Source organism: Streptosporangium subroseum (assembly GCF_900188345.1).
GTDB lineage: Bacteria > Actinomycetota > Actinomycetes > Streptosporangiales > Streptosporangiaceae > Streptosporangium > Streptosporangium subroseum.
This window is the reverse complement of record NZ_FZOD01000034.1, coordinates 47,602-71,652: the sequence shown is the minus strand read 5'-3', so window position 1 is coordinate 71,652 and position 24,051 is coordinate 47,602. Positions and strand designations below refer to the sequence as shown.

Annotated in this window: 25 protein-coding genes; 12 read left to right on the top strand and 13 right to left on the bottom strand. The window is 68.7% G+C overall.

Features of this window, described 5'->3' with window-relative positions; translation table 11 throughout:
• Positions 1–35: 35 nt before the first annotated feature.
• Positions 36–986 (bottom strand): helix-turn-helix transcriptional regulator, encoded by a 951-nt coding sequence (locus CHC08_RS28595; protein WP_089210467.1) that lies wholly within the window; start codon positions 984–986, stop codon positions 36–38.
• A gap of 175 nt (positions 987–1,161) precedes the next feature.
• Here CHC08_RS28595 and CHC08_RS28590 point away from each other — a divergent pair, with 175 nt between their 5' ends.
• Together CHC08_RS28590 and CHC08_RS28585 are read left to right on the top strand one after the other, a co-directional pair.
• Positions 1,162–1,611: a carboxymuconolactone decarboxylase family protein gene (locus CHC08_RS28590; protein ID WP_089210466.1), complete on the top strand. Its 450-nt coding sequence runs from the start codon at positions 1,162–1,164 to the stop codon at positions 1,609–1,611.
• Positions 1,612–1,736: 125 nt separating this feature from the next.
• A complete protein-coding gene (locus CHC08_RS28585) occupies positions 1,737–2,384 on the top strand; it encodes a YdeI/OmpD-associated family protein (protein ID WP_218825530.1) in 648 nt (215 codons plus the stop codon).
• Between the two features lie 152 nt (positions 2,385–2,536).
• Here the strand turns inward: CHC08_RS28585 and CHC08_RS28580 are convergent, their stop codons facing one another.
• On the bottom strand, positions 2,537–3,628 hold the full coding sequence (locus CHC08_RS28580; protein ID WP_089210465.1) for a F420-dependent hydroxymycolic acid dehydrogenase: 1,092 nt from the start codon (positions 3,626–3,628) through the stop codon (positions 2,537–2,539).
• 302 nt (positions 3,629–3,930) lie between these two features.
• On the opposite strand from CHC08_RS28580, the gene CHC08_RS28575 reads away from it, so the two are divergent.
• Positions 3,931–4,944, top strand: coding sequence for an aldo/keto reductase (locus tag CHC08_RS28575; protein WP_089210464.1), 1,014 nt, complete (start codon positions 3,931–3,933; stop codon positions 4,942–4,944).
• Between the two features lie 150 nt (positions 4,945–5,094).
• Here the strand turns inward: CHC08_RS28575 and CHC08_RS28570 are convergent, their stop codons facing one another.
• Positions 5,095–5,568 carry a MarR family winged helix-turn-helix transcriptional regulator gene (locus CHC08_RS28570; protein ID WP_218825529.1) on the bottom strand — a complete coding sequence of 158 codons (474 nt, stop codon included), beginning with the start codon at positions 5,566–5,568 and terminating at the stop codon, positions 5,095–5,097.
• Between the two features lie 104 nt (positions 5,569–5,672).
• Between CHC08_RS28570 and CHC08_RS28565 the strand changes: the two genes are divergently transcribed.
• Both CHC08_RS28565 and CHC08_RS28560 read left to right on the top strand, forming a co-directional pair.
• Positions 5,673–6,224, top strand: coding sequence for a dihydrofolate reductase family protein (locus CHC08_RS28565; RefSeq protein WP_089210463.1), 552 nt, complete (start codon positions 5,673–5,675; stop codon positions 6,222–6,224).
• 42 nt (positions 6,225–6,266) lie between these two features.
• The gene (locus CHC08_RS28560; RefSeq protein WP_089210462.1) at positions 6,267–7,646 is read left to right on the top strand and encodes an FAD-binding oxidoreductase; all 1,380 of its coding nucleotides are present in this window, start codon (positions 6,267–6,269) and stop codon (positions 7,644–7,646) included.
• 176 nt (positions 7,647–7,822) lie between these two features.
• On the opposite strand, the gene CHC08_RS28555 is transcribed toward CHC08_RS28560, so the two are convergent.
• A complete protein-coding gene (locus CHC08_RS28555; RefSeq protein WP_218825528.1) occupies positions 7,823–7,966 on the bottom strand; it encodes a GtrA domain-containing protein in 144 nt (47 codons plus the stop codon).
• A gap of 17 nt (positions 7,967–7,983) precedes the next feature.
• On the opposite strand from CHC08_RS28555, the gene CHC08_RS28550 reads away from it, so the two are divergent.
• Both CHC08_RS28550 and CHC08_RS28545 read left to right on the top strand, forming a co-directional pair.
• Positions 7,984–8,229, top strand: a complete 246-nt coding sequence (locus tag CHC08_RS28550) for a hypothetical protein (protein ID WP_089210461.1) — start codon at positions 7,984–7,986, stop codon at positions 8,227–8,229.
• Positions 8,230–8,662: 433 nt separating this feature from the next.
• Positions 8,663–10,066, top strand: coding sequence for an FAD-binding oxidoreductase (locus tag CHC08_RS28545; RefSeq protein ID WP_089210460.1), 1,404 nt, complete (start codon positions 8,663–8,665; stop codon positions 10,064–10,066).
• A gap of 470 nt (positions 10,067–10,536) precedes the next feature.
• Here CHC08_RS28545 and CHC08_RS28540 read toward each other — a convergent pair whose 3' ends face one another.
• From CHC08_RS28540 to CHC08_RS28515, 5 genes are all read right to left on the bottom strand, one after another.
• Positions 10,537–11,049: a GNAT family N-acetyltransferase gene (locus CHC08_RS28540; RefSeq protein ID WP_179282260.1), complete on the bottom strand. Its 513-nt coding sequence runs from the start codon at positions 11,047–11,049 to the stop codon at positions 10,537–10,539.
• A gap of 235 nt (positions 11,050–11,284) precedes the next feature.
• Positions 11,285–11,671: a hypothetical protein gene (locus CHC08_RS28535; RefSeq protein WP_089210458.1), complete on the bottom strand. Its 387-nt coding sequence runs from the start codon at positions 11,669–11,671 to the stop codon at positions 11,285–11,287.
• 297 nt (positions 11,672–11,968) lie between these two features.
• The gene (locus tag CHC08_RS28530) at positions 11,969–13,183 is read right to left on the bottom strand and encodes an RNA polymerase sigma factor (RefSeq protein ID WP_089210457.1); all 1,215 of its coding nucleotides are present in this window, start codon (positions 13,181–13,183) and stop codon (positions 11,969–11,971) included.
• Complete coding sequence (locus CHC08_RS28525; protein WP_089210456.1) at positions 13,183–13,569, bottom strand: YciI family protein; 387 nt, start codon at positions 13,567–13,569, stop codon at positions 13,183–13,185. Before CHC08_RS28525 ends, CHC08_RS28530 begins: the two co-directional genes overlap by 1 nt.
• A 448-nt stretch (positions 13,570–14,017) precedes the next feature.
• Entirely contained in the window at positions 14,018–14,893 is an 876-nt protein-coding gene (locus CHC08_RS28515; RefSeq protein ID WP_089210454.1) for a polysaccharide deacetylase family protein, read from the bottom strand.
• Positions 14,894–15,225: 332 nt separating this feature from the next.
• Between CHC08_RS28515 and CHC08_RS28510 the strand changes: the two genes are divergently transcribed.
• A complete protein-coding gene (locus CHC08_RS28510) occupies positions 15,226–15,696 on the top strand; it encodes a DUF6069 family protein (protein WP_179282259.1) in 471 nt (156 codons plus the stop codon).
• A gap of 276 nt (positions 15,697–15,972) precedes the next feature.
• On the opposite strand, the gene CHC08_RS28505 is transcribed toward CHC08_RS28510, so the two are convergent.
• On the bottom strand, positions 15,973–16,395 hold the full coding sequence (locus CHC08_RS28505; protein WP_089210453.1) for a nuclear transport factor 2 family protein: 423 nt from the start codon (positions 16,393–16,395) through the stop codon (positions 15,973–15,975).
• Positions 16,396–16,490: 95 nt separating this feature from the next.
• Positions 16,491–17,471 carry an aldo/keto reductase gene (locus tag CHC08_RS28500; RefSeq protein WP_089210452.1) on the bottom strand — a complete coding sequence of 327 codons (981 nt, stop codon included), beginning with the start codon at positions 17,469–17,471 and terminating at the stop codon, positions 16,491–16,493.
• Positions 17,472–17,676: 205 nt separating this feature from the next.
• Between CHC08_RS28500 and CHC08_RS28495 the strand changes: the two genes are divergently transcribed.
• The gene (locus CHC08_RS28495) at positions 17,677–18,588 is read left to right on the top strand and encodes a helix-turn-helix transcriptional regulator (protein ID WP_089210508.1); all 912 of its coding nucleotides are present in this window, start codon (positions 17,677–17,679) and stop codon (positions 18,586–18,588) included.
• A gap of 232 nt (positions 18,589–18,820) precedes the next feature.
• On the opposite strand, the gene CHC08_RS28490 is transcribed toward CHC08_RS28495, so the two are convergent.
• The gene (locus CHC08_RS28490; RefSeq protein WP_089210451.1) at positions 18,821–19,423 is read right to left on the bottom strand and encodes a TetR/AcrR family transcriptional regulator; all 603 of its coding nucleotides are present in this window, start codon (positions 19,421–19,423) and stop codon (positions 18,821–18,823) included.
• Between the two features lie 126 nt (positions 19,424–19,549).
• On the opposite strand from CHC08_RS28490, the gene CHC08_RS28485 reads away from it, so the two are divergent.
• Positions 19,550–20,749 carry a macrolide family glycosyltransferase gene (locus CHC08_RS28485; RefSeq protein WP_218825535.1) on the top strand — a complete coding sequence of 400 codons (1,200 nt, stop codon included), beginning with the start codon at positions 19,550–19,552 and terminating at the stop codon, positions 20,747–20,749.
• A 299-nt stretch (positions 20,750–21,048) separates the two neighbouring features.
• On the opposite strand, the gene CHC08_RS28475 is transcribed toward CHC08_RS28485, so the two are convergent.
• Positions 21,049–21,945: a LysR family transcriptional regulator gene (locus tag CHC08_RS28475; RefSeq protein WP_089210507.1), complete on the bottom strand. Its 897-nt coding sequence runs from the start codon at positions 21,943–21,945 to the stop codon at positions 21,049–21,051.
• A 124-nt stretch (positions 21,946–22,069) separates the two neighbouring features.
• Between CHC08_RS28475 and CHC08_RS28470 the strand changes: the two genes are divergently transcribed.
• Positions 22,070–22,579 carry a nuclear transport factor 2 family protein gene (locus CHC08_RS28470; protein ID WP_089210449.1) on the top strand — a complete coding sequence of 170 codons (510 nt, stop codon included), beginning with the start codon at positions 22,070–22,072 and terminating at the stop codon, positions 22,577–22,579.
• A gap of 83 nt (positions 22,580–22,662) precedes the next feature.
• Positions 22,663–23,973 carry an FAD-binding oxidoreductase gene (locus tag CHC08_RS28465; RefSeq protein WP_089210448.1) on the top strand — a complete coding sequence of 437 codons (1,311 nt, stop codon included), beginning with the start codon at positions 22,663–22,665 and terminating at the stop codon, positions 23,971–23,973.
• Positions 23,974–24,051: the final 78 nt, after the last annotated feature.

Below are 24,051 nucleotides of genomic sequence, written 5' to 3'. Positions count from 1 at the left end.
GCGTCGCCGCCCGGGCCGCTATCGGCGGGTGTTTGTCACTGGTTGTCCTTGAGGAGTTGTTGTGTGCGGGTGAGGAATGCCTGGCGGACCTCTTCTGGGTGCAGGATCTGGAGTGGTCGGCCGAGGCTGAGCAGGTAGCGGGCCAGGCCGTCGGCGTCTGGCCCGCCGATGTCGACGATCGTGGCGTCATCGCCGTCCGGGTGGTGGACGCCGACCGTTAGCGGTACCAGCATGCGGGCCTCATCGGCCGGTACGGCCAGGCGGATGGTCACCCGCACCGGGTAGGGCCTCAGCGCGATGCCCGTGCTGACCATCTGTGCTGGATCCGGCGGGTCCGGCAGGGCAGTGGCCTGCCCGGTGGCTGTGGCATCGACGATGCGATCGGTACGGAAGGTGCGCCAGTCCTGCCGCGTCAGGTCGTAGGCGAGGAGATACCAGCGGCGGCCGGTGTAGATGAGCCGGTAGGGGTCCACTCGGCGGGTGGACGTCGTTTCGGCCCGGTCGCGGTAGGTCAACTGGGTGCGTTCGCCTCGCCGGCACGCGGTGGCCAGGTCGAGCAGCAGCGCGGGAGAGGTCTGGCTGTCGTCGGGTCGTACGGTGTGGGTGAACGCGGCGTCCAGCTCGCCGAGCCGGTCGGCGATCCTGGCCGGCAGCACCTGGCGTAGTTTCAGCAGCGCCGACAGGGCTGCCTGGTCGCTGCCGGAGACTCCGCTGAAGGCGGCGGTGCGCAGCCCGACAGCGACCGCGAGGGCCTCCTCCTCGTCAAGGATCAGTGGCGGAATGCTGGTTCCGGGCCCGAGGTGGTAGCCGCCCCACGGGCCCATCTCCGATTCGATGCCGTAGCCGAGTTCACGTAGCCGGGCGATGTCCCGGCGAACCGTCCGTTCGGTGATCTCCAGCTGGGCGGAAAGATCAGCGCACGTCCAGGACTGCCGCGTTGACAGCAAAGACAGCAGCCGCAGCAGCCGCGCCGAGGTGTTGACCATGGCTAACAGTCTGCTCGATAACCAGGACCGTTTCTGACCGGGTCATACCGTAACGTCGCCGGCATGACCGAGAACTCCTCGGCTGAAAAGTCCATTCCGACGACGATGACCTCCGCCAAGGTGCGTTAGACGACGGGCCCGGATGGGCGCACGTAACCAATGAGGGGCAGGACCCGTGGAAGCACGCATGAAGAGCGTGGCGAATCCCGACGTGATCACAGCGATCCAGCATCTCCATAAGGCGATTCACGCCGGTGGCGTCGACCCGCTCGTGCTCGAGCTGGTCCATCTGCGGGCCAGCCAGATCAACGGCTGCGGCCCGTGTGTGTTCGCCGGCGTCCAGTCGGCGAAGAAGCATGGAGAGACCGATGAGCGGCTGCACAACGTGGTCGCGTGGCGCGAGACCCCGTTCTTCACCGAGGAGGAGCGGGCAGCGCTCGCGCTGACCGAGGCCGCCACCCGGATCCAGGACGGCGCGCCGGGCGTGACCGACGAGATCTGGAACGGTGCTGCCACCCACTTCGACGAGAACCAGATGTCCGCGATCATCCTGAACATCGCAATCACCAACTTCTTCAACCGGATCAACCACACGATCCGGGAGCAGGCCGGCAAGACCTGGTGAAGGCGGGTGGGCGTCCGTTCAGAGGCCGCGGTGGCGACGTGGCGGAGGACGTGATCGGCCGGCTCCACCGCTGACCGATCCAGCGCCACTTCCGGCAGGCCCCCGTCCTGGGCTCCCACCTTCGGGTGACCGCCGACAACCATCCCTTTGATGATCATCAGGGGCACATGACGATGAGCGACGAACTACTGGAACTGACCGTTACCGATGCCCGAGCCTGGCGGGAGTGGCTCGGCAGGCACCACGACAGCTCGGCAGGGGTGTGGCTGGTCCTCGCCAAGCAGAACACGACCCGGCCCACCAGCCTGACCTATGACCAGGCGCTCGACGAAGCCCTGTGCTACGGCTGGATCGATGGTCGGCTACGACGGCGGGATGAGATCACTTTTTGTCGGCGCTTCACCCCTCGCGGGAGGCAAAGCACCTGGTCGGCGCGGAACGTTTCCATCGTCACTCGCCTGATCAGCGAGGGCCGGATGCATCCGGCCGGAATGACCGAGGTCGAACGCGCCAAGGCCGACGGCCGCTGGGACTCTGCCTACGCGGGACAAGCCGGCATCGAGGTACCAGCCGACCTGGCCGCCGCATTGGCCGCGAAACCCCAGGCACAAGCGATGTTCGACATCCTCACCTCCCAAAACCGCTACGCCGTTCTCTATCGGATCACGAACGCCAAACGCGCCGAGACCCGAACCCGCCGTATCACCCAGTTCGTTGACATGCTCGCCCGCGGCGAGACGATTCACCCACAAAAGCGCGCCCTCGGCAGTTGAATGCGAGCCCACTCCTCTCCCCGCCTCGCTCCTCCACCATGCGGGTCGGCCCCAGGTTGGCGGCCATCGCGATCAACACGGCCAGAATGTTGCGTTTCAGCTCGGCGGACTTGGCCTGTTTACGGCCCCCGGCGTGGGTGAAGCAGTCCAGTTCAGCGGTGCACGTGGGGAAGCACCTGGCGGCCGTAGAAGTCGATGACACCTGCCTGGTCGGCCTGGCCGGAATGGACCATGGGGACGCCGCCCGTGTCGACGATCTTCTGCAGGGCCTTGATGTGCACCCCGGGATCGGTGCCGCGTGGCCATGGCCCGTACACCTCGGGCAGGGGCCAGCGTTTCTCGGCGATCTGCTGGATGGTGACCGGGTTGGGCTGGTACAGCAGGTCGCCGAAACCGCCCGGGGTGAACCGCCACAGGTTCGCCGCGTACTCGGCCTGCGCCTGGTCGCCGACGACCACCCAGGTCTCCACCAGTTTCGGCATCGTGTCGGGGTCCCGGCCGGCGGCGCGGGCGCCGCGCGCGAACTCCGTGCGGAGTTGCGGGTCGGCGATGTCCTTGGTCTGGGCGATCCAGCCGTCGCCGTACCGGCCGGCCGTGTAGGCGCTCTTCGGGCCGCTCGCGGCGATGTAGATGGGCACCGCCTTGTCGGGTACGTCGTAGAGCTTGAACTGGTCGGTGCGGTAGTAGTCGCCCTTGAACGTGGTGCGCTCGCCGGTCCACAGCTTGCGGATCAGCGTGACGGCCTCGATCAGCCGGGCACGGCGTTCGGGGTAGCGGTCGTAACGACCGGTGCTGGCCTGCTCGTTGAGGGACTCACCGGTGCCGACGCCGAGGAACACCCGGCCGGGCGTGAGGATACCGAGCGACGCGAACGCCTGCGCCACCTGCGAGGGGTGGTGGCGGTAGAGCGGGCAGGTCACGCCGGTGCCGTACGTCACCTTGGACGTGTGGTCGCCTATCAGAGCCAGGGTGATCCACGGGAACATGGAGTGGCCCTCGTTGTCCTGCCAGGGGTGGGAGTGGTCACTCGTCCAGACGTGGGTGAATCCCGCCCGGTCGGCACGCTCGGCGGCTGACACGAGCTGCGGCGTGCGGAACTGCTCATGCCCGAGGACAAAACCGACCGGAGCGCGCTGCCCGTTGCCCGGGCTCGGCGTGGGACTCGCTGCGGTCTGGGGGAGCCTTCCCAGATGCGGCAGGCTGCCCAGCGCCGCCCCCAGGAAGGAGAACTCCCGTCTCGTCATCCCATCGGCATGATCGTTCATCGCAGGACCCCCAGGAGATCTCTTCCGGGGGCTACCCGGAGATAAATCGCCCAAAACTCCATAAATGAGACAGGAGAACCAAAGTGCAGCTGGGCGCCGGGACGTGGAAGCGCGCGCATCGGTGGCCATGCCTCTCGTTCTAGATCACCCTTAACATTTGTCCTCAGCCGAGGACAAATGTCCTCAACTGAGGACTATAGTTGTCCTCAGTTGAGGACATAGTTGCGAGCGGACGCGTCCCCGAGTGCGGGCATGTCCGCCGCCCGGAAAGGACCTTGGTCATGAGCATCACCACCCGATTCCTCGGCCCCAACCGTCTCGAGGTCGGAGCCATCGGCTACGGCGCGATGAGCTTCGCCAACCCCTACGGGCAGAGCGGAGAGTACGACCCGGACGCGGTGGCCCGGGAGATCATCGACCGTGCCGCCAAGCTCGGCGTCACCATGATCGACACCGCCGACGGCTACGGGGACAGCGAGGAGATCGTCGGCCGTGCGATCGCCGGACACCGCGACGAGTTCGTGGTCGCGACGAAGTTCGGCATCGTCTCCGCCCCGTTCGGCGGGGCCGAAGCCCGCATCGACGGCAGTCCCGCCTACGCGCGCGAGCGTCTGGAACGGTCCCTGCGGCGCCTGGGCACCGACCACATCGACCTGTACTACCAGCACCGCGTCGACCCGACGGTCCCGATCGAGGACACCATCGGCGCCATGGCCGAGTTCGTCGCCGAAGGAAAGGTGCGCCACCTCGGCCTGTCCGAGGCCGCGCCCGACACCATCCGCCGCGCCGCGGCCGTGCACCCGATCACCGCGCTCCAGACCGAGTGGTCGCTGTGGGAGCGGAGCATCGAGGACGAGATCCTCCCGCTCACCCGCGAACTCGGCATCGGGATCGTGCCCTACAGCCCGCTGGGTCGCGGCGCCCTCACCGGTGCCATCACTTCCCGGGACGACCTGAAGCACGAGGACCATCGCAGCGGCCTGCCTTGGTATTCCGAGGAGAACTTCGACCGCAACCTGTCGACCGTCGACGTCGTCCGTGGCATCGCCGCCGACCTCGGCGCCACCACCGGTCAGGTCGCGCTCGCCTGGCTGCTCGCCAAGGCGCCCGACGTCGTCCCGATCCCCGGCACCCGCCGACCGGCGTTCTTCCAGGAGAACAGTCTCGCCGCCGACATCATCCTCACCGAGGACCACATCGCCGCCCTCGAACGCATCACCGTGACCGGGGACCGCGAGCACAACACCGCTGTCGCCACGCGGAACTGGTTCAACGGGGTCACCCCGCCCCGCTGAGGAGACCCTTGCCGAGCAGAGGACGCGGCGGCACCCGCGTGGGCGGTGATCTGCTTACGCGCGTCCGCCGGCCGTCACACGGGACGGCTCGCTGCCCCTTCCTCCCGTACTTGGTCCGCCTCCCTGATCGGCTCATCTCTGCCCACAGCGTCAGGTCGCGGGCCGCGCTGCCGTGGTGGTCTCGTTCCAGGCACGTTGGTGGCGGGTGATCTGCTGGAGGGTGTCCTTGAAGGCGGTGTACCGGTCGGCGCCGAGGGCCTGTTCGTAGCGGTCTTCGATCGCGGCGAGGGTGGCGCGGGCTTTGGCGACCTCGTCCAGGGCGCGGTCGGTGGGAACGATGAGCTTGGCGCGACGGTCGGCGGGGTCGGGTTGGCGGGTGACGTAGCCGAGGCGGACGAGTTCGTCGGTGATCGTGCCGACGATCTGCTTGTGCTGGCCGGACCAGGCTGACAGATCGGTCGCGCGGGTGCCGCCGGGCTCGAGGAATGCCAGGACCGTTCCGTGCCGCGGGCTCACGTCGGGGTGCCCCTGCTCAGCCAGGGTGTGGAACAGCTCCTCCTGAATGGCCCGCATGAGCTGACCTGTGAGCATGCCCAGGTCAGGGCCTCTGCCGGTGATGCCCATGGAAATCCTCTCCGAATTTTTTAGTCACGATCATTGACGATAATTGATCGTGACTATATCGTAAGTCTCAGTTGATCCCACCCCCTGAACCAAAGAGGCAGGCCATGCGCAAGATCATTGCATCCACCTACGCCACCCTCGACGGCTTCATCGACAACCCGCACGAGTGGTCGCTGCAGTACTCCGACGCCGAGTCCCAGCACTACGCGTTGTCCATGACGCTCGGCGCCGACGCCCTGCTGCTCGGCCGCATCACCTACGAGGGCATGACCCAGGCCTGGCCGAACATATCCGGCAACCCCTACGCGGACCACGTCAACTCCATTCCCAAGTACGTGGTCGCGTCCCAGCCGGTCGACGTCTCCGCGTGGAACCCCACGACGGTGATCCCCAGCGATGACCTCGTGGCGCACGTCACCAAGCTCAAGGAACAGGACGGCAAGGACATCCTGATCTGGGGGTGCGGCCGCCTCACCGACGCCCTGGCCCAAGCCGGCCTGCTCGACGAGTACAAAGTGTGGATCTTCCCGGTCATCAAGGGCCAGGGCGAGCCCCTGTTCCGCGTCGACAGCGCCGCCACCCTGGCCCTCACCGACTCCACCGTTTTCGCCGGCGGCACCGTCGTCCTCACCTACCGCCCCGAGCCCTCCGCTTAGTCCATCGCAGGACCGGCGAACACCCAGAAGGGATCGGTCATCATGACCCTGACCGGATCGAGGAACACCTCCATCCCCGCACGCCGTCTGCGCGCAGGCTTCGCCGGCGCTGTGCACCTTCCCGGCGAAGCCGGATACGAAGAGCACCGGCGCCCGCTGTTCACACCGATCGACCAGCGACCCGCTCTGATAGCCGAGGCGACCAGCGCCGAGGACGTACGGGCGGCGGTCGTGGCGGCTCGGGACGCCGGCCTGACACTGGCTGTGCAGGCGACCGGGCACGGCACCCACGCGCCCTGCGACGGCGGCCTGTTATTGAGGACGTCCTCTATGGGCGGAGCACTCCTCGATCCGCGCCGGCGCATCGCCCGCGTCGGCCCCGGCGCCCGATGGGGCCAGGTCATGACGGCCGCCGAGCCGTTCGGACTGGCCCCTCTGTCGGGCTCGCACGCCGACGTCGGCGTGACCGGATACACCCTAGGCGGCGGCCTGGGCTGGCTCTCCCGCGCGTACGGCTTCGCCGCCGACAGCGTGCTGCGCGCCCAGGTCGTCACGGCCGACGGACGGCTCGTGACCGCCGCTCCCGACAGCCACCCCGATCTGTACTGGGCGCTGCGCGGCGGAGGCGGCAACTTCGGCGTGGTCACCTCGCTGGAGTTCCGGCTGCACCCGGTGGCCCAGGTCTTCACGGGCGCCGCCTGTTTCCCGGTGGAACGCGCCGGCGAGATCGTGACCTTCTACCGGGACTGGATCACCGGGCTGCCCGACGAGCTCAGCACCGCACTGTCACTGACCTCGATGCCCGACGATCCAGAGGTGCCCCCACTCGTGCGCGGCCGCCGCGTCCTGCAGCTCAAAGCGCTGTACGCGGGGAGCGCCGACCAGGGCCGGCGACTGCTGCGGCCGCTGTGGCGAGCCGCAGGTCCGGCGCTCATCGAGGACTTCCGCACCATGCCGTACGCCGAGGCCTCCATGGGCGGCATCGCCCCCAGCCAGGTCGAACTCCTGAAGGAGCTGCCGGACTCGGCGATCGCGGCGATCATACGCGTCGCCGAGCCGTACGACGGGCCGGCCGTGGAGATCCGGCACTGGGGCGGCGCCATGGGCCGCCCCGGCCCCGACGCCGGCCCGGTCGGCCACCGCACCACCCGCCTGTCGGTGATCGCCGATGCCGGCTCTCCGGTCCTGGCCGACGCCCTGCGCGCGCACACCAGCGGCGGGGCGTTCCTGAACTTCCTGCACGACTCGACCCGGACCGCAGACGCCTACACCGCCGCCGACCACCGGCGGCTGCGCGCCGTCAAGCGCCTGTACGACCCTGACAACACCTTCGGTGTCACGCACAACATCCCGCCGACACCGCTCGCCGCCGCCCGCCCGACGTCATCGAAGTGGGCTCCATCCCCGACGGTTCCCGCCTGAGAGTCAGTAGGCGATGCCGGCCGTTTGCTCGATGGTGGCGGGGTCGTCGAGGGTGACGAGCATACGGTGGCGGCCCGGGCCTGCTCCTCCAGCGCCTACAGAAATCAGCACCGTGAAAACCTCCCCCGCGCAGATGCGGCAATGCACCGCGGCCACCCGGCGAGTGGAGGGGCGGATCAGGCCGCCTCGTCCTTGGGCTTGGGAGCTGGAGCCAGCCGTACGCGGCCGGGGTGGGCCTCCTCGTCGGGGAAGACCCACTTCCGGAACGCCCAGAAACGGAAGACCATGGCGATCAGCGTGCCAATGACCTGCGCGCTCATGAAGTCGGCGATCTCCTGTGGATCGTACGACCGGCGTCGAGATGTTTCAGATCGTCCAGACCGCGCCCGGCACGCTGCGTGTACGCCTCAGGATCGCTGGCGGTACCGACCCCGACCACGTGTGGCGGACGGTGTTCGCCGACCTCGCCCAGCTCCTCAAAGAGCACGGGGCCGGCGACGTCACACTCGAGCGCTCCGACGAAGCACCCCAGCAGGAGCCCGGCGGAAAGTTCCGCAGGGTCATCCCGCGGGCCAAGCCGTGATCACCCGATACCGCGCGGTTAAGGATCACGAGCCCGGCGTCAAGGGCTCGCGCCGATGAGCGTTGACGATTCCCGTGATCCGCCCGGCCACGGTGAGGAAGGCCGCCGGTGTCCGGCGGTGGTGAGGTCCTCCGGCTCGGGAGGCTGCTCGACAGCGCGTTCCCGCTCCACATCGAGGACTGAGCGGCCCGCACGCTGGGCGGGTCTCTCCTGGCTCGTACCAGCGTCATCGGCGATGCCCGCATGCGGTCAAGGGCGGCCCAATTCCATCGATTGTCATTATCCGTCCCTATTTGAGTGGTTTATGGCTAGATGAAGGCGGCAGACAACGACGGGGTCGCGGCACCATGGATTTCGAACAGATCGCGCCTCGGAGCCCCCATGAACAGGCAGCGCAAAGTCGAATATTCGTACTAGCAACAGGACGCATGCCATGACTTTCACCGATTCGTCCCTGCCGCCGGTCCTGCCGGAGGATGCGGCGGCCCTCGTGGCCGCGGTGGCAGGTTCGGTTCTGCTGCCGGGCGACGCGGGATACGACGACGAACGCGCCATCTTCAACCTGAATCACGACCTGGCGCCCGCGGTGATCGTGGTGGCGGAGAGCGTGGCCGATGTCCAGGCCACCGTCGCTTTCGCGGCGGGGCAGCACCGGCCGGTCCTGGTGAAGACCACCGGCCACCAGATGGTCGGCCCGGCGCACGGTGCCGTCATGATCGCGATCCATCGGATGAATGACGTGGCCATCGACGTGATCGGCCGCACGGCCCGGGTCGGCGCCGGAGCGATATGGTCCGAGGTCGTCGCGGAGGCGGCCAAGGCGGGGCTGGCTCCCCTGAACGGGTCGAATCCCACGGTGGGAGTCTCCGGTTACACTCTGGGCGGTGGTCTCAGCCCGACCCTCGGCCGCTCCCACGGCTACGCCGCCGACCATGTGCACTCGCTCGACGTGGTGACCGCGGACGGCGAACTGCGGCATGTCGACGCGGAGTCCGAACCCGAACTGTTCTGGGCGCTGCGCGGCGGCAAGGGCAACTTCGGAGTGGTTACCGCGCTGGAATTCGCCTTGTTCCCGGTGCCCCGTCTTTACGGCGGCGGCATCTACTTCCCCGGTGAGCGGATGGCCGACGTGCTGCGAGCCTGGACCGCCTGGCACCCGGGCACACCGGAGACCATGATCTCCTCGTTCGCCGCGATGCGGCTGCCACCGCTGCCGGAAGTGCCCGAACCACTGCGCGGGACGTTCGTGGTGTCTCTGCGGTTCGCTTACAACGGCACGGTAGCGGACGGCGAGCGGATGATCGCGCCGCTGCGGGCGGTGGCTCCGGCGGTCCTGGACACCGTTAGGGACATGCCGTACGCCGAGGTCGCGTCGATCCACAACGAGCCGACCGAACCGCTGCCCTACTACGAACGGGGCATCATGCTGCGGGAGTTCCCCGCGCAGGCGCAGGACAAGCTGGTCGAACTCGTCGGCCCGGGCTCCGGCACCACCCTGTGGATCGCCGAACTGCGTGCCCTGGGCGGGGCGTGGGACCGGGAGCCCGCGGTGCCCAACTCCGTGGCAACCAGGGGCCTGCCGTACAGCCTGTTGGGTGTCGAGGTCGGCCCGCTGGCGCAGGAGCAGCAGCTCAAGAAGTCGGTCGCCGTGCTGCTCGACGGCATGGAACCCTGGCAGGGCGACCGGCGCCTGGTGAACAACCTCGCCCCGGAAGAGGCGACCGACGCCGCCGCGATCTACGGCCCGGAACGCTACGAGCGCCTGAGGGCCGTCAAGAAGATCTACGACCCGGCCAACATGTTCCGGATCAACCACAACGTGGTGCCGGCCGCCTGAATCGAGCGATACCGCGTGGCCGTAGGCCTGCTCCAGGCGCGCACTATCGTCGCCGACCTTGAAGGCGAGCAGCAGGTGGCCGCCCGGAGCCAGGACCCGGTGGAACTCGGTGAGCATCGCCGGCAACTCATCTGTCACGGTGTGGACGGTGGAGTACCAGGCGATGATGCCGCCAAGAACATCGTCTTCCAACTCCAGAGCGGTCATCGAAGTTCTTCTCGCCGGTTAGGGCACCAGCTTCGACATCACTGCGGGCGGCAGCGACGGATTGGCGGCCGCCGCCTCCACCACTTGCCAGTCGTCATCAGCGAGCAACTCGACGATGACCTGTGGCGGCAGGACCGGATGGCCGACCCCGCCGGCCGCCGCCCGCGGACATGTGCGTCACAAGAACGGAGCGGCTGTAGTCCAGGAGCGGCCGGGAGCGCCGAACCTCTGGATGGCCGTGATCTTGTCCCGGAGGGACTGGGTCAGACTCCGAACGCGGCCGGGTAGCGGATGGTGCCGGACGGCACGGGCAGGGTGGGGTCGAAGACGAGCGCCATCATGTACTTGTCCTCGACGTCGAAGGGCGGCCGGATGGAGTGGCCGGAGGCCGGGGTGAAGCCGAAGCGCGGGTAGTAGTCGGCGTGGCCGAGCACGAGCACAAGGTTCTCGCCGTACTCACGGGCGGCGTCGAGGGCGGCGTGGATGGCGGCGGAACCGGCGCCGCGCCGCTGGCGCTCGGGCCTGACGGCGCACGGGCCCAGGGTGAGCGCCGGAGAGCCGTTGACGTGGCAGCGGGTGAGCAGCGCGAATCCGGTGATGGAGCCGTCGGGTGCCTCGGTGACCCAGGACAGGCCGGGGATCCACGCCTGCTGGTCGGCGCGTAGCGCCTCGACCAGATCGGCCTCGTGAGGGGTGGGGAAGGCGGCGAGGTTGACCTCGCGAATCTGGGCGAGGTCGGTGGCGGTCTCGGGACGGGTGATCCAGGAAGTGGTCATGGGGGTGTTGGAGTCCGTTTCTGTGCTTGCCTGGAGGCGCGGGACGTAGCCGGTGTACTGGTAGTCAGTATTGATCTTGGCTGTGGGCTGGATCTGGGTGATCGGCGTTCCGTAGTCGCTGCCGGAGATCTGCTCGCATGTCGGTCAGCGTGTCGCCGGGGCGGAGAATGCAGGCCGGGCGAGGCCGGGGAGGTCGCCGGTCTGGAGGTCGCGCTCACGCAGAACGCTCAGCCGGTCAGGCTGTTCTGACCCGGCTGCGCAGGCGGTCGCTGAGTACGACGGCGTGCGGGAGCATCCGCAGCGCGTCCGAACCCGCTGCCACGCCATGCTCTCCCAGAACGGCGGCCAGATGCGTCCAATACGCGGCCGCCACCTCCTCGTGGGTCTGACCTTCGGCCGGCTCGTCCGGGCCGACCACGGTCCGAGCGGTGTCCTCGATCTCGCCGACCGTCGTCGTCTCCAATAGTCTGGTGCTGCCCCAGCCTCGGTCATCGAGCAGCGTGATCTGGCGACCGTTGTCGAGGACGGCCGAGAGCGTCGCCGACACCGATACCCGGCGCGGGTCGCCGTCAGCCCGCTCGTCGAGGTCGACGGCGGTTTCGAGGAGAACGAGTGCGGTCACACGGACATCTTGCCCCGAACTGGTGTCGCAGCAGGCTCCGTTTGCCTTCTTGCCGACGAGCGCCTCCGCAAGGTCCTGGCTCGGGCGAACGTCGCGTAGCCGTCGGTCCCCCGATCTCCGGATGGAGATGCGTCAGTCCGCCTACCGGCCGGCGTCGGCCGCCGCAACAGCGGGTAGCGCGCGACTCGCGGCGGAAGAGCACAGTCGGACTCGCCGTCTCGGCGGGCGGTGAAATACTCCCTCGCGCTCGGCGGCATCCGGGCCGCGCTCGAATCCGGGCCGGCCGCGCTGGGGAAGTCAGTCCAGCGCAGCCGCCTTGCGCAGCAGCACTGAGCGTTCGCGCTGGTTGGCGCAGAGCCGGGCGGCCAGCTCCAGCTCGGCGCGCGCCTCCGGTCGCCGACCGAGGCGGGCCAGCAGCTCCCCGCGTACGGTCGGAACCAGATGCGAACCGGGGAGCCGGTCCGAGGCGATCAGCTCGTCCACGATGGCCAGGGCCTGCACCGGCCCCGAGGCCATGGCCACGGCAACGGCCCGGTTGAGCTCGACCACCGGCGAGGGTGTGACCCGGCCGAGCGCCTCGTAGAGCAGTACGATCCGGTCCCAGTCGGTCGCCTCGACCGAGGGCGCCGACGCGTGGACGGCGGCGATCGCGGCCTGCAGGCCGTAGGGGCCGAGGCCGCGGGTCGACGCCCTGGCCAGCGCGGCCAGCCCCCTGCGGATCGCCGAGAAGTCCCACAGCCGCCGGTCCTGGTCCTCGAGCAGGACCGGCGTGCCGTCCGGGCCGGTCCGGGCCGGGAAGCGCGCGGCCGTCAGCTCGCACAACGCGAGCAGGCCGTGCACCTCCGGCTCATCGGGCTGCAGCGCGGCCAGCGTGCGGGCCAGCCGGATCGCCTCGTACGCGACGTCGGGGCGCAGCAGCCGGTCGCCAGACGTGGCCGTCGACCCCTCGGTGAAGATCACGTAGAGGACGCTGAGCACGCCGCCCAGCCGTTCCCGGCGCTCGCCGGCCGGTGGCAGCTCGAACGGCACCCCGGCCGCCGCGATCCTCTTCTTGCCCCGGGTGATGCGGGCCTGCACGGTCGGCACGGGTACCTGGAACGCGCGGGCGATCTCCTCGCTGGACAGGCCGCCGACCACGCGCAGGGTCAGCGCCACCCGGGCCTCGCGGGAGAGCACCGGGTGGCAGCTGACGAACATCAGTGCCAGGACGTCGTCGTCGATCCTGTCGGGGTCGATTTCCTGGTCGACCGCGGGGTCGGCCGCCAGCAGGGCGTATCGATCCTGGAGGGCGGTCCGGCGGCGGATCGCGTCGATCGCCCGCCGCCGGGCCGTGGCCATCAGCCAGCCGGCCGGATTGGCCGGAGCGGCACGCGGCCACGACACCAGCGCCTCGGCCACCGCCTCCTGGGCCGCGTCCTCGGCCAGCCCGAAATCACCGGTGAACCGGGTCAGCGCGGCGACGATCTGGGCCGACTCGATCCGCCAGACGGCCTCGACGTCGGCCGTACCCATCAGATCTGGCCGTTGCTCTCGCTGCCCGGCGGGACCTCGTCTGCCTCGGCCACCCGCCGGACCTCGATCTTGGACCCACGGACCGCCGGGACCCGCTTGGCCCACTCGACCGCCTCCTGTTTCGTGGCGACATCGAGCATGAAGTAGCCACCGAACAGTTCCCTGGTCTCGCCGTACGGCCCGTCCGTGACCAGCGGCGCCTCTCCGCTGAAGTCGACCACGACGCCCTGGCCCGGATCGTCCAGCCCTTCGGCCGCGATGAGGACCTCGGCCTTCATCATGTCCTCGATGAACTGGCGGGTCGTGGCCATCATCTCGTCGATATCAGCCATCATGGCCGCGTTCGTCTCATCGGTGCCCCGCATGATCAGCAGGTACTTCGACATCGCGTTCTCCTCGTCCGGCGGGGCCGTCCCTCGGCCCTCGCCCCCATACGTCGAACGAGCGGCCCGCCGATCGACACAGCCCCGAAGAAATCTTTCGCCGCGACGCGGCCGATCCCGCCAGACCGGCCCCTGAGCGATGGCTGACGCGGACGCCCCACTGATGATGATGCCGATCAGCTTAGTAGCGCTGTTGACCAGGATGCCCTCGCACGACGGGTCTTCGGCGGCCATGCGCAGCGGGACCGCGCCGGGGACGCCGGCGTTGCACCGCGACCCGGGCGCCTGCGACGCCACCTCCGGGTCGGCGAAGGTTCGGCGAAGGTGAGGATGCGCGGCCGGGATCCCGGTAACCGGGGGGAAGGTCCATGCGGTCGTTGATCTTGGTAAAACGGCGATCAGCGGTCGATGGGAAGACCCTGAGGGTGTCACGTCGGCCGGTGGCCGGTGATCAGCCCCGGCGTGGGTCGGCGGTACGCAGATAGTGCTCGGCGATCTCGTCGCTGGTGGTCAGCCAGATATCCGGCTGCGCCGCCAGGTACGCCAGCGCCCGGTCAAGGTACTTCGCACGGAATGCCTGGCCGATCGAGAACGGGTGCAGGGCCAGCGCCATGACCCGGCCGCTGTGCGCGGACTCGGCGTGCAACTGCTCGTACTGGTCGGTGACGATCTGGAGGAACTCCGGCCCGGTCGTGCCGGTGCCGAACAGCATCAGATCGTTGAGCTCGACCGAATAGGGGACACTGATCATCCCGGGTACCCGCAATGGGTACGGCTGGTCGTCGTTGGTCCAGTCCAGCAGGTAGCGGAAGCCGAGATCGGCCAGCAGCTCCGGGGTGTGGAACGTCTCGGTCAGGCCGGGCCCCATCCAGCCGCGCGGCCGGTGGCCGGTGCCCTCGGCGATGGTGTCGGTGATCTCGGTGAGGACGCGGCGTTCGTCGTCGCGGTCCATGCCGGTGTGCAGGATCGAGTTGGTCTGCCCGTGCGCAAGCCACGCCCAGTCCCGTTCGACGCCGGCCTTGACGATCTGTGGGTAGTGGTGGACGACGTCGGAGTTGAGCAGCACGCTGGCCCGGACGCCATGCCGGTCCAGGATGTCGGTGATGCGCCAGATGCCGACTCGGGCGCCGTAGTCACGCCAGCCGTGGTTGAGCGCGTCGGGCACCAGGTCCGCGGTGCCGGGCCAGATGCTTGTGGACGGGCTGCCGAGTCGGAAGTGCTCGATGTTGAGCCCGACATACACGGCGACCCGGGCGCCGCCGGGCCAGGTGATCGTCGGGCGCTCGGTGATCGGGGTGTACTCGAAGAGATTCAGGTCTTGCGTCATGCCGGAACGGTAGGACCTGACATTGGTGTCAGGTTCAAGCGAGAAGTGGCATGCGCATCGGTGGGACGGCGCGGCGGACCAAGGAGAACGTCGACGAGACCCGCACGGTGGCCAAGACCACGGTCCACAGTGATCGGCCAGCTTCGGTCATGGCCGCGCCGGTTTGGGCGAGGGCCGAGCGCCCTGATCCCGCCCGTCGGCAGGCGGCCGGTAGATCCGAAGAAAACAGTTCGTCGCGGATGTCGATCCGGCCGGGTGCCCGGTCGACCTGTCAGTGAAGGCGCGGCCGCGACGGCCTCGCTTCACCGCAAAAACATCCAGGAGCAGACATCATGGCCACCACCGCACCCCGCAGTGACTCTGCCGCGCCCGACCGCGCGGCCCGTCGTCATCCCGCGCTGATCATCGTTGGCACAGTCACCGCCGCACTCGGCGCCAACCTCGTCCTCTGGCTGATCGGCACCGCCGTCGGCGGCAAGTTCGAATACGTCAGCGACGGCAAGACCGCCTCATCCACACCCTGGTTCGTCGCCGCCGAAACCGTCGTGCCGCTGGCCCTCGGGCTCACCCTCGCCGCCCTCATCGCGATCAAGTGGCGCCGCATCATCCTGATCGCCCAGGTGATCGGGGCACTGCTGGCGCTGGGAACCGCCATCGGCCCCTTCATCACCGACTTCGACTCCACCACCAGCACCGTCTCGCTGGCCCTGATGCACCTCGTCGTCGCCGCCGCCGTCGTTTTCGGACTGGCCGCCGTCGCGAAGTCCTCGAACTCGGTCACCACGCTGAATCACCGCAACTGACGCTCCGCACCGTGACCCCGCCGCGGAATCCACTGCGGCGGGGTCCAGCGGTTGACCCGGGAGGATCGGAAGCGGCACCAGACACCATGCGGACTCGATGTGTCGGGTCATCGGTCATTGCATTGGTGCGCCGGGCATCGCGCCGCTCCATGAAGCGCGTGGCGGTCCGCTCCGGCTTGGCGAGGATTGGCGAGAGTTCCTCGCGTGCGCGCTCGCCCTCCCCGATTCCGAGCACGTCGAGCGTTCGACCACTGGGTGAGGAGACGCCGAAGGCGATCAGCGAGTTTGAGGGTGCTGCACGACCTTGGGCTGGTCGACCAAGGTGCCGGCGTTGTGGTAGAACAGCCGATTCTCGACGATCTTGCCGTCCTTGACGGTGAACTGTTCGATGAATTGGGTCAGCTCTCCGGTCGCGACGTCCGTGATGCCGACGCACGCCGCGACGCGGTCGCCGTCGGCGATGGTGTAATGCACCGTGATCGAGGAGACGTCGAGGTAGTTCGGCAGGACCTGGGCGAGGCCGAGGAATTCGTCCTTGCCGTGGTAGGCCTTCCCGAAGGGCAGGAACACCGGCTCGATGACCGTGACGTCGTCGGACAGGTAGGAGAAGACTCCCTCGATGTCGCCGTTGTTCGCCGCTGCGAACATGGCTTCGACGATCGCGCGGTTCTGCTCGGTCAGTGATGTAGCTGCGGACATGGCGTTTCTCCTCTGAGGCGAAGGCCCTCGTGCGTCGAGAGTCCCGGTAGGGTCCGGTGTTCGGGCTGGTTGCGGCACACTCGTCGATGCTGGTTTCAGCGGTCGATCGTGGACTCGTTGAAGTCGTCGTGCCGGGCGCCGGTGGCCGGCGTGATGTTGTCGAGCCGCTGCAACTGGTCGGCGGTCAGGATGACGCCGTCGGCGGCGGTGTTCTCCTCGACGCGAGCGACTCGCCGGCTGCCGGGGATGGGGGCGATGTCCTCGCCCTGGGCCAGCAGCCAGGCCAGCGCGATCTGTGCCGGGGCGGCACCGGCCTCGGCCGCGATGTTGCGTACGTCCTCCACAAGCTGCAGGTTCTGATAGAAGGCCTCGCCGAGGAAGCGCGGATTGGTCTTGCGCCAGTCGCCGTCGGGGATCTCCTCCGGCGTGCGGATCTGGCCGGTCAGGAACCCGTGCCCAAGTGGCGCGTAGGGGACGAGGCCGATGCCCAGTTCGCGTAGCAGGGGCAACAGCTCGGTCTCGGGATCGCGGGTCCACAGGGAGTATTCGGTCTGCAACGCGGCAATCGGGTGCACGGCGTGGGCGCGGCGAATCGTGTCCGGCGAGGCCTCGGACAGGCCGATGTGCAGGACCTTGCCCTCGGCGACCAGCTCGGCCACGGTGCCGACGGTGTCCTCGATGGGGGTGTTCGGGTCGACCCGGTGCTGGTAGTAGAGATCGATCCGGTCGGTGCGCAGGCGCCGCAGGGAGCCCTCGACAGCGGTGCGGATGTTGGCCGGACTGCTGTCGAACAGGCCGGTTCCATCCTTGGCATGGGACAGAATGCCAAACTTCGTGGCGAGGACGACCTGGTCGCGCCGACCCTGCAGCGCCTGACCGACGATCTCCTCGCTGTGGTACGGGCCGTAGCTTTCAGCGGTGTCGATGTGGGTGACGCCGAGGTCGAGCGCGCTATGGATGGCGCGGATGGATTCGGCGTCGTCCAGGCCGCCGCCGGAGAGGAGGGTGCCGGCCATGGACATGGCACCCAGGCCGATCCGGGAAACCCGCAGGCTCCCCAGCATGGCGTGCTGCATCGGAGAACTCGTTTCTCGTCGAGAGTGTCGAAGGACGGTGCATCAGAGGTAAGTGGCGAAGGCCGGCGTCCACGGCATCCGGGCGTCGATCTCGATCTCGCCGACGTCCAGCCAACATCGGTTCACCACATCCCGACAGACCCTGCCAAAAGGGGTACTCACAGAGACCCCTTCCAGAATGTGGGCCGGGCGTACCCTCGATCCCATGGACGAGAAGGAGGCAGCGCGGGCGGCGGTCCGCGAGTTCCTCACCACCCGCCGCGCCCGGGTCACCCCAACCGACGCAGGCCTTCCTCCTCAGGGCACCCGCCGTCGGGTGAAAGGCCTGCGCAGGGAGGAGGTCGCGTTGCTCGCCGGGGTCAGCCCGGAGTACTACGTGCGGCTCGAACGCGGCCAGGCGACCGGGCCCTCCGCCGGAGTCGTCGACGCCGTCGCCGACGTCCTGCGTCTAGACGATGACGAACGCGCTCACCTCGACCGGCTGCTCGCCGCCCTGACCCCCGCAGCCCGCAAACGGAACCGCGGCGCGACGAAGGACCTGGTCACCCCCGGAGTCCGGGTGCTGCTCGACTCGATGGACCACCTACCCGCGATGGTCTTCAACGGCCGGTTCGACATCCTCGCGGTCAACGCACTGGGGCGCGCGCTCCTCGCACCGATGTACGACCTGCCCGGACCGCCGAACAGCGCCCGCTTCCTGTTTCTCGACGAGCCCAGGGCCCGAGACCTGTTCCCCGAGTGGGACCGGATCACAGCCGACGTCGTGGCGATGCTGCGCATCGAGGCCGGCCGCCACCCCGACGACCCCGACCTGACCGAACTGATCGGGCAACTCGCGACCCGCAGCACAGAATTCCGGACGCGCTGGGCGACCAACGACGTACGGATCCACCGAGCCGGCACGAAGACCTTCCGGCACCCAATCATCGGCGAGGTCGCACTTCCCTACGAGACCCTCCGCATCGACGCCGTCTCCAACCAGATACTCACCGTCTACGCCCCTCAACCCGGCACCCCCGAAGCCGACGCGATCCGCCTCCTGGCCAGCTGGAACGCCGGCAACCAACGGATCGACAATCCGACAGCAGGAACACGCGGCCAGAACCCCGGAGACTAACTTGATCTTTAACCTGCGGCCGGTCGGTATCGATCCCGGCTGACCATAGGGAATGTGCCCGGTTGACGGCCTTCTGCAGGACCGGCAGATTCGGCCGGTAGCGGTGGCGTTTGAACGGTGTCCGGCGTTGTCGTAGCCGTAGGTGTCGCTTCCGCCGGTGCGGGTGATGGCGGTGACCGCGTTGGGTCGCACCGCCGATGCCCCGCAAATCTTGTTGCACGGTCGGTCCCGGTCATTGGCGAGAGGCGGTTACGGGGGCGATCGCGGCCAGGGTGAGCTTCACCACGCCGTCGGCGTAGGCGTCGGTGAGTGGCCCGGTACGCAGCAGCCAGCGGTGGTAGATCGGCCCGAAGAGGAGCTCGATCACCTGGTCGAGGTCGACGTCGTCACGGACCTGACCGGCGCGCCGGCCTGCGCGCAGGCGGAGCCGTACCGCATCCAGCTGGGGCCGCAGTAGCCGGTCGCGTACCTGCTCGGCGAGCTCGTCGTCGGCCAAAGTCTCGATGGTGAGCGCCCGGGTGGTGGCGGACAACCGGGGGTCGGCGAATTCGGCGACCGTGCCCCGGATCACGGTACGCAGGTCGGCGCCGAGGTCACCGGTGTCGGGCAACACGACGTCGCCGGCGACCGCGGCGGCGTCCACGAGCGCGTCCAGAATCACCGCTCCTTTGCCGCGCCACCAGCGGTAGATCGTCTGTTTGCCGACGCCGGCGCGTGCGGCGATCGCCTCGATGGTCAGGTCGGAGTAGCCGGTTTCGGCCAGCAGGTCCAACGCGGCGGTGAGGACCGCCCGGCGGGAGCGTTCGTTGCGGCGGGAGGGGTCGGGGCCTGGCATGGGATCACCCTATCTCAACGAGACGATACGCCTCGTCTTGACAGGGAAGCCCATTGTGGGCAAGCTGGCGTGACGAGACGTTTCGTCTCGCCATTTTCCGTGAGGAGAACCGTGTCCCACATCGCCATGGTCAGCATCCCCGCCCACGGGCACGTCAACCCGAGCCTGGACATCGTGCGCGCCCTCGTCGCCCGGGGCCACCGGGTCACATACGCGAATGCCCTTTCGTTCGCAGACGTCATCGAACGCACCGGGGCCGAACTCAAGCCGTACGAATCGACCCTGCCGACCACCGACGAGACATGGACCGAGGACCCGATCGAGCAGCTGACACTCTTCCTCGACGATGCGATCGCCATGCTCCCGCAGCTGCGTGCCCTGTACGCCGACGATCGGCCCGACCTGTTCCTCTATGACATCGCCGGCGCACCGGCCCGGCTCCTCGGCGAGCAGTGGGAAATCCCCGCGATCCAGCTCTCACCCACCTTCGTGGCCTGGGACGGCTACGAAAAGGAGATGGCACAGGTCATCGAGGCCATGCGCGCCGAACCTCGAGGAGCGAATTACTACCGGCGGTTCGCGACGTGGCTCGCCGACAACGGGTCGTCCGTCACGGACAGCGCCGCCTTCCAGGGCAGACCGGAGCGCTGCCTGGCGCTCATCCCGCGCGCTCTGCAACCAAACGCCGACCGCGTGGACCCGGCCGTCTACAGCTTCGTCGGCCCCATCCTCGGCGACCGATCCGAGCAGGACTCCTGGACCCGCCCGGCGACCGCCGACAAGGTGTTGCTCGTATCCCTCGGATCGGCCTTCACCCGGCATCCCGAGTTCTACCGGAGCTGCGTCACCGCCTTCGGTACGCTGCCCGGCTGGCACACCGTCCTGCAGATCGGCCGACACGTCGATCCGGCAGAACTCGGCGTCCTCCCGGACAGCGTCGAAGTGCACTCCTGGGTCGCGCAGCCCGCGATCCTGGAGCAGGCGGACGCGTTCCTCACCCACGCAGGCATGGGCGGCAGCAGCGAGGGACTGTACTGCGGCACCCCGATGATCGCCGTACCGCAGGCGGCCGACCAGTTCGCCAACGCCGACCGGCTCGCTGCCCTCGGCGTGGCCCGCGTCGTCGATCTGGCCACCGTTACGCCCGAGGAACTGCGAGAAGCACTGCTGCACCTCACGTCCGACGCCGGCGTGTCAGCCCGTTGCGCCGACATCCGACGCCAGGTGCGTGAGGAAGGCGGCACAGCCCGGGCGGCCGACCTCATCGAAGCCGAGTTGCCCACTGCCGTCCCGCGTCGACGCGGCGGCGGGCTCATGACCGAATGACACTGCCTGAATTAGGCGCAAAACGGTGTTTTTCGATCGACGATGCTCGTATGCGGCCTGTCCGATCCCCGCATGAAATTCGAGATCGAGGTGTACGCACGACGGCCCGCAGAGCCAAGGCCCGTGCCCGCTGCCGACTGACCAACAGCAGGAGGGCGTCTCCTGCCGGCGATGAGTGGTCCCCGGCTCAGGCGCTGGTCTGTTTCCCTGGCCAGGATCGATACCCGCACCTGCGAGCCGGGGCAGGTGATGGCGTCGGAAGAAGCGTTTTCCGGCGCCGGGTTTCGCGGGGTGACGCCTCAGTGGTTGTTGTTCACCAGGTCGTAGGCGGCCTGGTCGAAGGCGCGGACACGGGCGGTGGCTCCGTCGGCGCGCCAGAGGAGGCCCCATTCCAGGGGCGGGGCGTCGCTGAAGGGGACGTAGGCGACATCGGGGCGGACGTAGTAGCGCCTGACCTGGGCGCCTACGGGGAAGACGCCTTGTCCGGTGCCGATGAGCGTGAGCATCTCCTGGAAGGTCTCGGCCGACGGGCCGGGCTCGATCGGCCGGCCGGCGGGTGTCCGCCGGGGAGTGCGGTCGTGGTGCAGGGATTCCGGCAGCGTGTCGGGTAGCTGCAGCATCGTGGTGCGGGCCAGGTCTTCGACGGAGACGGACGTCCGGCGCGCGAAGGGATGCCCGGACGGCACGGCGAGCATACGTGCCTCCCGCACCAGCACCGGCCCGGTGACGATGTCCGGTTCGTGCATGGGGAAGTTGGCCAGGACGAGTTCCACCTTGCCGTCGCGGAGCCACGGCAGGATCTCCCCGATCTGCGCCTCCCGGATCTGGACGTCGCAGCCGGGCTGCCGGTCTCGGAACAGCTCGGTCGCGCCGACCAGCAGCTGGCCCGCCGCCGCGCCGATGAAGGCGACCCGCAGCGTACCGGTGATGCCCCGGCCGGAGTCGATCGCCCGCTTGAGCGCGGTGCCGATCTGGGTCCACGCGGGCCGGATCTCCTCGTAGAGCTGCCGCCCCACCGGGGACAGCTCCACCCGGCGGCTGGTCCGGTTGAACAGGGGGACGCCGACGCGTCGCTCCAGTTTCCTGATCGTCTGGCTGATCCGGGCCGTGGACACGTGCAGGCGCTCGGCGGTGCGACCGAAGTGCAGCTCTTCGGCGAGGGTCACAAACGCCTCCAGCTCGTGCCGTTCCAGCATGCCTGCCTCTCCATCGTTAAGCGAGGGTTCACGATCCTTGCACAGACCCGCGTTGATCGCGAACTCGGTCATGACGAAGGTGGAGGAGCTCGCAAACACCACTTGACCTGAACGGGAGCACACCATGTACGTCACCCGTCACCACGCCGTGTCCGTCCCTGCCGCGGACGCCGGAACGATCGCCGGGGAACTGCGGGACCGCGCGGAAATCACCGACGCGCTGTACCGCTTCGGCCTCGGCCAAGACCTGAAGGACAAGGACCTGTTCGCCTCGTCCTTCGCCGAAGACGCCGAGCTGGACTTCCGCCCGGCGGCCGCCAAGTGGGGCTCGAAGCCGCCGCTGATGTCCGGCCGGGACACGATCGTCACCACCATCCTGGGCATGTTCGCCGGCCGGGTGGACACCACTCACCAGGTCACCAACCCGCGCATCGCCGTCGAAGGCGACACTGCCCGCCTCACCGCGCTGGTCGAGGCCCAGCACCTGCTCACCGCCGACCGAGGCAGGCACGCCCTGCTGAAGAACCTCTACGACGTCGACCTCGTCCGCGACGGCGACCGCTGGGTCATGCGCCGGATCCGCATCGACAACGTCTGGTTCACCGGCGACCCCACCACCATCTTCGGCGGCTGACTCGGCTTCACCCCCGCCCGCAGGGCGATCCCCTCCCCCGAAGTCTCTCAGGCCGTGGCCTGACATCTGGAAGAAGAGAGAATATGAACAACCTCAACGATCTGCGATCCGTCCTCCGCGGCCGCGTACTGGTGCCCGGAGATGACGGCTTCGACCAGGCCCGCCGACCGTGGAACCTGGCCGTCGAGCAGCCGGTGAGCGCGGTGGTCGACGCCGCCGACGCCGCCGACGTGGCGGCCCTGGTGCGGTATGCCCGCAACGCGGGGCTGACGGTGTCGGCCCAGCCCAGTGGCCACGGCGCCACGGGTGATGTGGCCGGAGTGATCCTCCTGCGCACCGCCGGGCTCAACGAACTGCGGGTGGACTCCCTCACCCGCGCTGCCCGCGTCGGCGCCGGAGTGCGCTGGGGGCAGGTACAGGCCGTGGCAGGGGCGCACGGCCTGACGGGGCTGCCTGGCAGCTCGCCGGTGGTCAGCGTGGTCGGCTACACCCTCGGCGGCGGGCTCAGCTGGTTCGGACGCAAGTACGGGTGGGCCGCCGACAGCGTCCGCGCCTTCGAGGTCGTCGACGCCGACGGCGCGCGGGCGCGGGTGACCGCCGACTCCGACGCGGAGCTCTTCTGGGCGCTCCGCGGAGGCGGCGGCGACTTCGCACTGGTCACCGCCATCGAGTTCGACCTGCACCCGGCGCCCGCCCTGTACGGCGGGCGCATGCTCTGGCCGGCGGACCGCGCGGCAGAGGTGCTGGAGGCATACCGGGCGATCACCACCACGGCCCCCGACGAGCTGACCGTCTGGTTCGATCTGCTGAAGTTCCCCGGAGCCGAGCCACTGGTCGCCGTGGACATCACCTACCTGGGCGACGCGGCCGAGGGCCGGTCGCTGCTGCGCCCCCTGCAACACATCGACCGACTGATCTCCGATAGCCGCGACACCATGCCGATCGCCGAACTCGGCTCCATCACCGCCGAACCGACCACTCCCGGCCCCGGACTGTCCCACGGTGAACTGCTGACCGGCCTGGACGACATCGTGGCCAAGACCCTACTCGCGGCACCCATCGAGCCCCTGCTCAGCGTGCAGGTCCGGCACCTGGCCGGAGCCCTGGCCCGGCCTTCCGACAGCCCGCACGGCCCGCTGACCGAGCCCTACGCCCTCTACCTGTTCGGAGTCCCGTCCGCTCCCCACACCGCAAGCGCCCTCCGAACCAGACAGCAGGAATTCGTCAGTGCCCTCGCCCCCAACCTCAACGGACGCAAGCCGTACACCTACCTGAGCCCAGGCGAAACCGTGGCGACCGCCTTCACCCCCGCGACCCTGACCCGCCTGCAAGACATCAAGCGCCGTCGCGATCCCCGGAACGTCCTGCGCAGCAACTTCCCCGTCCTTGCCTGATCCGGGGTCGAAGACCATGGATGGCAGCGCCCGCTCCATGCCAGGCGGGCGGCGGTCGATCCGTCCGGCGTGGACGAC

Excerpts from the sequence above, each read along its gene's own strand:
- CHC08_RS28595 (WP_089210467.1), bottom strand. The coding sequence starts at position 986 with ATGGTCAACACCTCGGCGCGGCTGCTGCGGCTGCTGTCTTTGCTGTCA.
- CHC08_RS28580 (WP_089210465.1), bottom strand. The coding sequence starts at position 3,628 with ATGACGAGACGGGAGTTCTCCTTCCTGGGGGCGGCGCTGGGCAGCCTG.
- CHC08_RS28575 (WP_089210464.1), top strand. The coding sequence starts at position 3,931 with ATGAGCATCACCACCCGATTCCTCGGCCCCAACCGTCTCGAGGTCGGA.
- CHC08_RS28570 (WP_218825529.1), bottom strand. The coding sequence starts at position 5,568 with ATGGGCATCACCGGCAGAGGCCCTGACCTGGGCATGCTCACAGGTCAG.
- CHC08_RS28565 (WP_089210463.1), top strand. The coding sequence starts at position 5,673 with ATGCGCAAGATCATTGCATCCACCTACGCCACCCTCGACGGCTTCATC.
- CHC08_RS28560 (WP_089210462.1), top strand. The coding sequence starts at position 6,267 with ATGACCCTGACCGGATCGAGGAACACCTCCATCCCCGCACGCCGTCTG.
- CHC08_RS28555 (WP_218825528.1), bottom strand. The coding sequence starts at position 7,966 with ATGAGCGCGCAGGTCATTGGCACGCTGATCGCCATGGTCTTCCGTTTC.
- CHC08_RS28545 (WP_089210460.1), top strand. The coding sequence starts at position 8,663 with ATGACTTTCACCGATTCGTCCCTGCCGCCGGTCCTGCCGGAGGATGCG.
- CHC08_RS28540 (WP_179282260.1), bottom strand. The coding sequence starts at position 11,049 with ATGACCACTTCCTGGATCACCCGTCCCGAGACCGCCACCGACCTCGCC.
- CHC08_RS28530 (WP_089210457.1), bottom strand. The coding sequence starts at position 13,183 with ATGGGTACGGCCGACGTCGAGGCCGTCTGGCGGATCGAGTCGGCCCAG.
- CHC08_RS28525 (WP_089210456.1), bottom strand. The coding sequence starts at position 13,569 with ATGTCGAAGTACCTGCTGATCATGCGGGGCACCGATGAGACGAACGCG.
- CHC08_RS28515 (WP_089210454.1), bottom strand. The coding sequence starts at position 14,893 with ATGACGCAAGACCTGAATCTCTTCGAGTACACCCCGATCACCGAGCGC.
- CHC08_RS28510 (WP_179282259.1), top strand. The coding sequence starts at position 15,226 with ATGGCCACCACCGCACCCCGCAGTGACTCTGCCGCGCCCGACCGCGCG.
- CHC08_RS28505 (WP_089210453.1), bottom strand. The coding sequence starts at position 16,395 with ATGTCCGCAGCTACATCACTGACCGAGCAGAACCGCGCGATCGTCGAA.
- CHC08_RS28500 (WP_089210452.1), bottom strand. The coding sequence starts at position 17,471 with ATGCAGCACGCCATGCTGGGGAGCCTGCGGGTTTCCCGGATCGGCCTG.
- CHC08_RS28495 (WP_089210508.1), top strand. The coding sequence starts at position 17,677 with ATGGACGAGAAGGAGGCAGCGCGGGCGGCGGTCCGCGAGTTCCTCACC.
- CHC08_RS28490 (WP_089210451.1), bottom strand. The coding sequence starts at position 19,423 with ATGCCAGGCCCCGACCCCTCCCGCCGCAACGAACGCTCCCGCCGGGCG.
- CHC08_RS28485 (WP_218825535.1), top strand. The coding sequence starts at position 19,550 with ATGGTCAGCATCCCCGCCCACGGGCACGTCAACCCGAGCCTGGACATC.
- CHC08_RS28475 (WP_089210507.1), bottom strand. The coding sequence starts at position 21,945 with ATGCTGGAACGGCACGAGCTGGAGGCGTTTGTGACCCTCGCCGAAGAG.
- CHC08_RS28470 (WP_089210449.1), top strand. The coding sequence starts at position 22,070 with ATGTACGTCACCCGTCACCACGCCGTGTCCGTCCCTGCCGCGGACGCC.
- CHC08_RS28465 (WP_089210448.1), top strand. The coding sequence starts at position 22,663 with ATGAACAACCTCAACGATCTGCGATCCGTCCTCCGCGGCCGCGTACTG.